7 protein-coding genes are annotated in these 5,176 nt (G+C 56.2%); all 7 read left to right on the top strand.

Annotation, left to right across the window (positions count from 1 at the left end; genetic code table 11):
• The first annotated feature begins 519 nt into the window (after positions 1–519).
• The 7 genes from GBG68_RS14210 (at position 520) to GBG68_RS13740 (ending at position 5,104) form a co-directional block, all read left to right on the top strand.
• Positions 520–897, top strand: coding sequence for a hypothetical protein (locus GBG68_RS14210; RefSeq protein WP_193323674.1), 378 nt, complete (start codon positions 520–522; stop codon positions 895–897).
• Positions 898–1,418: 521 nt separating this feature from the next.
• On the top strand, positions 1,419–1,853 hold the full coding sequence (locus tag GBG68_RS13760; RefSeq protein WP_152148348.1) for a GNAT family N-acetyltransferase: 435 nt from the start codon (positions 1,419–1,421) through the stop codon (positions 1,851–1,853).
• A gap of 140 nt (positions 1,854–1,993) precedes the next feature.
• Positions 1,994–2,626, top strand: a complete 633-nt coding sequence (locus GBG68_RS13755) for a hypothetical protein (RefSeq protein ID WP_152148347.1) — start codon at positions 1,994–1,996, stop codon at positions 2,624–2,626.
• Positions 2,627–2,737: 111 nt separating this feature from the next.
• A complete protein-coding gene (locus tag GBG68_RS13750; RefSeq protein ID WP_152148345.1) occupies positions 2,738–3,067 on the top strand; it encodes a hypothetical protein in 330 nt (109 codons plus the stop codon).
• Positions 3,068–3,127: 60 nt separating this feature from the next.
• Positions 3,128–3,478 (top strand): hypothetical protein, encoded by a 351-nt coding sequence (locus tag GBG68_RS13745; protein WP_152148343.1) that lies wholly within the window; start codon positions 3,128–3,130, stop codon positions 3,476–3,478.
• A 269-nt stretch (positions 3,479–3,747) separates the two neighbouring features.
• The gene (locus GBG68_RS14585) at positions 3,748–3,879 is read left to right on the top strand and encodes a hypothetical protein (protein ID WP_264297990.1); all 132 of its coding nucleotides are present in this window, start codon (positions 3,748–3,750) and stop codon (positions 3,877–3,879) included.
• 706 nt (positions 3,880–4,585) lie between these two features.
• Positions 4,586–5,104 carry a hypothetical protein gene (locus GBG68_RS13740; RefSeq protein WP_152148341.1) on the top strand — a complete coding sequence of 173 codons (519 nt, stop codon included), beginning with the start codon at positions 4,586–4,588 and terminating at the stop codon, positions 5,102–5,104.
• Positions 5,105–5,176: the final 72 nt, after the last annotated feature.

The following is a 5,176-nucleotide window of genomic DNA, read 5'->3' as shown; positions in this document are numbered from 1 at the left end:
GTTCGGTGAAGGAGACAAGAACAAGAAGGATCGGTGGCCCGCGCTGAGCTTCGCGTTACCCCACCGGTTCTAACCCGCGGTTCAAGCCGACGACTTCGTCGCGGCTTAACCGCACGTTAGGGTGGTCCGGAACCGTGGATTCCTCAGTGTTGTTGGCTGAACCAGCCAGCAAGGTGCCCTGCCCTGGCGTCGGGAAAAGCACGCCACCTTTCAGCGGTGGTTTTAGCCAGTGCCTGGGCACGGCCGCCGTTGAGCCGTCTCAACCAGTAGCCGCAGCAAAAATCGTCAGGTCCGTCCGCCGCTGGTAGTCTGATTGGGTACGCGCTTCACCAAAGGTTCTGCTGGGCGCTGACACCCCGGCGCCCTCGGTGAAGGAAAAGAACAAGGAGGGTCGGTGGCCCGCACTCAGCTTGCGGAACCCCACCGGTTCTAACCCGCGGTTCAAGCCGACGACTTCGTCGCGGCTTAACCGCACGTTAGGCGAGAAACTTCGGGAGACGAGGCATCAGAATTCCGTCATTGCTGCTCGCCGTCTTGGTAGCGCCATTACACGTATTGGCTACAGAGCGATCGCCTTCCCTAGCCTATGGACTGTGCTCCGAAAACGTTGAGAAGGTGGTGCTCGTTGAAGAGACCCAAGGAACCACGGTTCGCGTGCAGTTAACTCGGAAGGCGACCGCAGAGTTCGAGGCCTTCACAGAGCAAAACATCGGCGAGAGAATCGAGGTTGTGGCGGGGCGTGAGCTGATCTTCCGTGCCATCACGCACGTAGTGGTTTCGTCGGGGCTTTTGCGCAGCGGTGTCAGGTCAAGAACTGAAGCTGAGGGAATGAAGCAGGCAATTCTGCACCGCCGTGAAGCCGATGAGTGCGGCGTACTTCAGTCACAACGCAGATGACGGAACCGCCACGCACACCACTAATAAATGCAACGAAAACAAGAGCCTAACAAAGCGGTGAAGCCGACGGCAAAAACGCTGCGCGTTTTCACCGCGGCTTACCGCTAGCCGTTAGGGTGGTCCGGAACCGTGGATTTCGCGGTTTTGTTGGCTGAGCCAGCCAGCCTGGTGCCCTGCCCCAGCATCGGATAAAGCACGCCACCTTCCAGCGGTGGTTATAGCAGGCGCCTGGGCACGGCCACGGTTGAAACGTCCGGGGCCGGTGGCCATAGCCAAAGCCGACAGATGCGTCCTCGGCTGGTAGTCTCTTTAGGTACGCGCTTCACCGAAAGTGCTGCCGGGCGCTCCAAGCTCGGCGCCCTCGGTGAAGGAAAAGAACAAGAAGAACTGGTGGCCACGCGCCACGCTCGGCGTAACTCCACCGTTCTAACCCGCTGCTCAAGCCGACGCCAAAAACGCTGCGCGTCTTCGGCGCGGCTTAGCAGCACGTTAGGCTGGGAAGGACACCCCGCAGGAAATCGATGAACCATCAGATAAAGCAACTGAACACGGAAGATTCTCAGGCCCTCGAAGCGGCGTATGAAGTCTTCGCCGCCCTGCGCCCCCATCTCAGCAAGACCCAATTCCTTGATCAGGTCCGCGAACAGGTGGTTGAAGGCTACAGAATCGCTTTCATCGAGGATGGCCAAGAAACTGTCGCGGTCGCTGGCTTCCGTGTGGCCACCTTCCTCGCTTGGGGCCGGGTCCTATACATTGATGATCTGGCCACCCATCCGCAGAGAAAGCGCGCCGGGCTCGGTGGTGCCCTGCTAGATTGGCTGATCTCGGAGGGCCAGCGGCTGGGGTGTTCGGCCGTCCACCTGGACACAGGCCACCAGCGCCATGACGCGCATCGGTTGTACCTCAACAAAGGTTTTGTGCTTAGCTCCCACCATATGAGCTTGGATCTTCGGTGAGGTCGCCGGCTAGGCGCAGGAAACGCTCAAAGGTTGAAGTTCAACAAAAACAAGAGCCTAACCACGCGGTGAAGCCGACAGCAAAAACGCTGCGCGTTTTCGCTGCGGCTTACCGCTAGCCGTTAGGCTTAGGAAGGACAATGACTCTACGAACACTGCTCGTGGCCCTCGCCATCACATTCTCCGTGTCGGTGTTGGCGCGTAGCGAAAGCGATCTAGCTGCAGATGTCAGAAGCTTCACTGACGGTACTGCCAGCAAGTATGACACCGCCGGCCATCCGAAAGCCAAGGGGCTAGAAGTAACCCTTCAATACCCACCAAGCTGGCAAGCAAAGGAAGGAGAAAGACCAAACGTCGTCCAGAAATTTGTCAGCGAGCACGGCGGCGGACTGGAAGTGTGCACCTTTCTGGTTAAGGCGCTCCCCGTCGTCCCGAGCGAGGCAGACATGGCGGACCTATTCAGCGAACAGTCCCTTCCCAATCTTCTTCCGGGCGGTTCCCGATATATCGATGGCACTCTGACCAAAATTGATGGTCAGCCCGCAGCGCGTATCCGCGCAATGCGCGAGACGCAATCAGCTGGCATGTCCCTCCGGTCCATCGAAGCTCACTACTTCTTTCAATGGAGAGATCGATTTGGCATGTTTCAGTGCATTTCCGGCGCTGACATGAGGAGGCCGCTTTCGGAGCATGCTGCGCACTTTGACAGGATGCAGGCTGTGTTCACCCAGATGGCGCTCAGCATCGTCATTCAATCTAAGTGGAAGGATTGAAGCGGCGTCCGACGGCTGGTTAGGGTCATGAGCATTAAAGGCCGGAAACCAGTAATAAACGGCCTAACCAGGCGGTGAGCCGCCTGGTTAGGCATACAGGGGACAGAAAGCATGGGCATCATCTCGCGTTTGTTCGGCCGCAACAGCAACTCACTAGACGACAAACCACCTATTTATGGGGGTGATGGGCTATCCGATCAGTCTCCGGCAATAATTAACTGTGCGAGCATGGGGATGGCTCATGCACTCATCGACAGGTTCATTGCGGAGAGATGCGGGCCAGGCTTCGAGCGCGGAATCGAGTTCACGCTGGGTCCTCAGGACAACCCTGACAAGCCTCTAAAAATGATCTGCGTCACTGCACAGGACGGTGTCGAGCATAGGTTTTATTTCGATCTGTCGCGCCCTGTTGCTACAGCTATCAAGATGGGTGGGCTGTGAGGCGCAAGCACCACGAGCCTAATCCCGGCGTTAGGTGCCAGTGAGGCACAGAGGGAACACATGTCATCACTGTCCTGGCCATCTATTGCGTTCTACTGCGCGTTCGGCATCTTTGTGTTCTATCAGCAGCTTCACCTCAAAAACTTCCGTGGCGGGAGCGAGGTTTTCGGTCTACTTCTTGGTCTTTCGGCTTTCTTGGGCATGCTTGCTGGCTTCGCGTACCTCATCTACTACGGCTGGAATGTTGTTTGGTGGGCGCCAATAGTTATCTTCGTCATCGGCCTGGTCGCAACGTTCTTCGGCTTCTTCGTGGAACGAGTTGCCGGCAAGCTTACGTTAAGCTTGGCCGGTTTTGCTGGGTGGCCCGTGTGCGCATACTTTATGTTCTCTTACGTGCCAGTTGGCACCTAACGCGTGAAATCCACTGTGAAGTGCAACAAAAACAAAAGCCTAACCACGCGGTGAAGCCGACAGCAAAAACGCTGCGCGTTTTCGCTGCGGCTTACCGCTAGCCGTTAGCGCAAGAAAGGGGCATCACAGCAGCCGCTCAGACGTCGGCGATCGAAACCGCACAGCCTGCGTCGGTGAAGCGTTCGGGGCGAATGATTTTTCAAGCATTCTGGGTTTTCCCGGCCTAGCGCCATGTGCTCCAGGCGCCCTCCTCGGAGCCCAAACCACCGATGAACAACGAACACGGAGAGCTGGTGTTCTGTTGTGGGGAAATGCTCAGCGCCCGTTGGCGGCCCGATCACGTCGCCCTGATGAAAGAGCAAAAGGAACCGGCGCTGGTAAAGCTCGGCACGCTTCGGTAGGTTCCAGAGAACAAGACGAAAAAGCAGGCGTCGCCGGTGGCATCCGGCCACGCTCACTGCCAGCCAAAACAACAATTTGCGCTAACAAGGCGGTCAAGCCGACAGCAAAAACGCTGCGCGTTTTTCCTGCGGCTTACCGCTAGCCGTTAGCGGAAAGAGGACCCTCAGTGCAGGCACGAATCGCGGCATCCGATTTTTGGGATCGCATCCACGCTACGTTCGGAGAGTCGGGTGGGATGTACACAATTTCATGCCTTCGTGAAGATGATTCCAATCAACCAGTGCCAGTTTCGCGGCTCCTAGGAGTAGATTCCAAGGGCATCCTTTACATTGGCATGGCTGCCTCTTACGTCGACCGGGTGATCCAGCTCAAGAAAAGCCTTTCACCCCAGCATGTCTCTCGAGGTCACGAGTGCGGTGCCAGGCACAAACAGCATGAGAATATCGCCTCTGCGTTCCCATACGAGCGGCTGGTAGTGTCCTTTGTCGGCACGGACTCACCTCGCGAGGCAGAGCGGCAAGCCTTACAGGAATATTATGCGCAGTTTGGCGAACTTCCTCCGCTCAACCGGGCAGGCTGAAACTTCAGTGGCACCACTTCGTGTGGAGCAAGCGGCCGCTAACCATGCGGTCAAGCCGACGCCAAAAACGCTGCGCGTTTTCGTCGCGGCTTACCGCTAGCCGTTAGGCAATCAAGAGCACGGCTATGGACCCACAAATTATTTCAGCAGTAATCGTGAGCGTTGCTACAGTCGCGGCAGTGGTGATTGGTTGGTGGCTCCATGAGCGAAAGAACCACGCGAAGTATTTCGGCAGAAAAGGAGCACCTGAAACAACTGCAATAGAGCTGCCTCATAAGACGACAAACAGAGGACAATTAAAATCCCGTGCATGCGAGCATCAAGTGGCAACCCCGACCTCAAACCTGTCCAAGATAAAAGTTAATGAAATAGTCGATTCCATCAACTCTGCTCCGCCTTTCCAAAAAGAACAAACGGCCAAGAATTTTAGTGGCATTAGGGTAAGGTGGGTTGGTTACTTGAAAGAGGCGTCAGAAGATCCTCGGGATAAAGACAGTGTGCGTGTGAATCTAACCATCAATCAGGATACATTGATTGGCTATTCATTCTGGTTCACAGAAAAGGTTGCTAATTTTCCGGAAGTTCGGACTCTTAAGGAAACGCTGAACAAACCAGCGCCACAGCATCAATTGTTCGAAAAATGACCGCCTCGACCTATTTCGGCCGTCAAAACGGCGTTTCAGCGTCTTTCTGCCCCGTATCCGCCTCGTTTGGGC

The organism is Alkalilimnicola sp. S0819 (assembly GCF_009295635.1).
GTDB lineage: Bacteria > Pseudomonadota > Gammaproteobacteria > Nitrococcales > WHIW01 > S0819.
This window is presented reverse-complemented; position numbering and strand designations above follow the sequence as displayed.

Excerpts from the sequence above, each read along its gene's own strand:
- GBG68_RS13760 (WP_152148348.1), top strand. The coding sequence starts at position 1,419 with ATGAACCATCAGATAAAGCAACTGAACACGGAAGATTCTCAGGCCCTC.
- GBG68_RS13755 (WP_152148347.1), top strand. The coding sequence starts at position 1,994 with ATGACTCTACGAACACTGCTCGTGGCCCTCGCCATCACATTCTCCGTG.
- GBG68_RS13750 (WP_152148345.1), top strand. The coding sequence starts at position 2,738 with ATGGGCATCATCTCGCGTTTGTTCGGCCGCAACAGCAACTCACTAGAC.
- GBG68_RS13745 (WP_152148343.1), top strand. The coding sequence starts at position 3,128 with ATGTCATCACTGTCCTGGCCATCTATTGCGTTCTACTGCGCGTTCGGC.
- GBG68_RS14585 (WP_264297990.1), top strand. The coding sequence starts at position 3,748 with ATGAACAACGAACACGGAGAGCTGGTGTTCTGTTGTGGGGAAATGCTC.
- GBG68_RS13740 (WP_152148341.1), top strand. The coding sequence starts at position 4,586 with ATGGACCCACAAATTATTTCAGCAGTAATCGTGAGCGTTGCTACAGTC.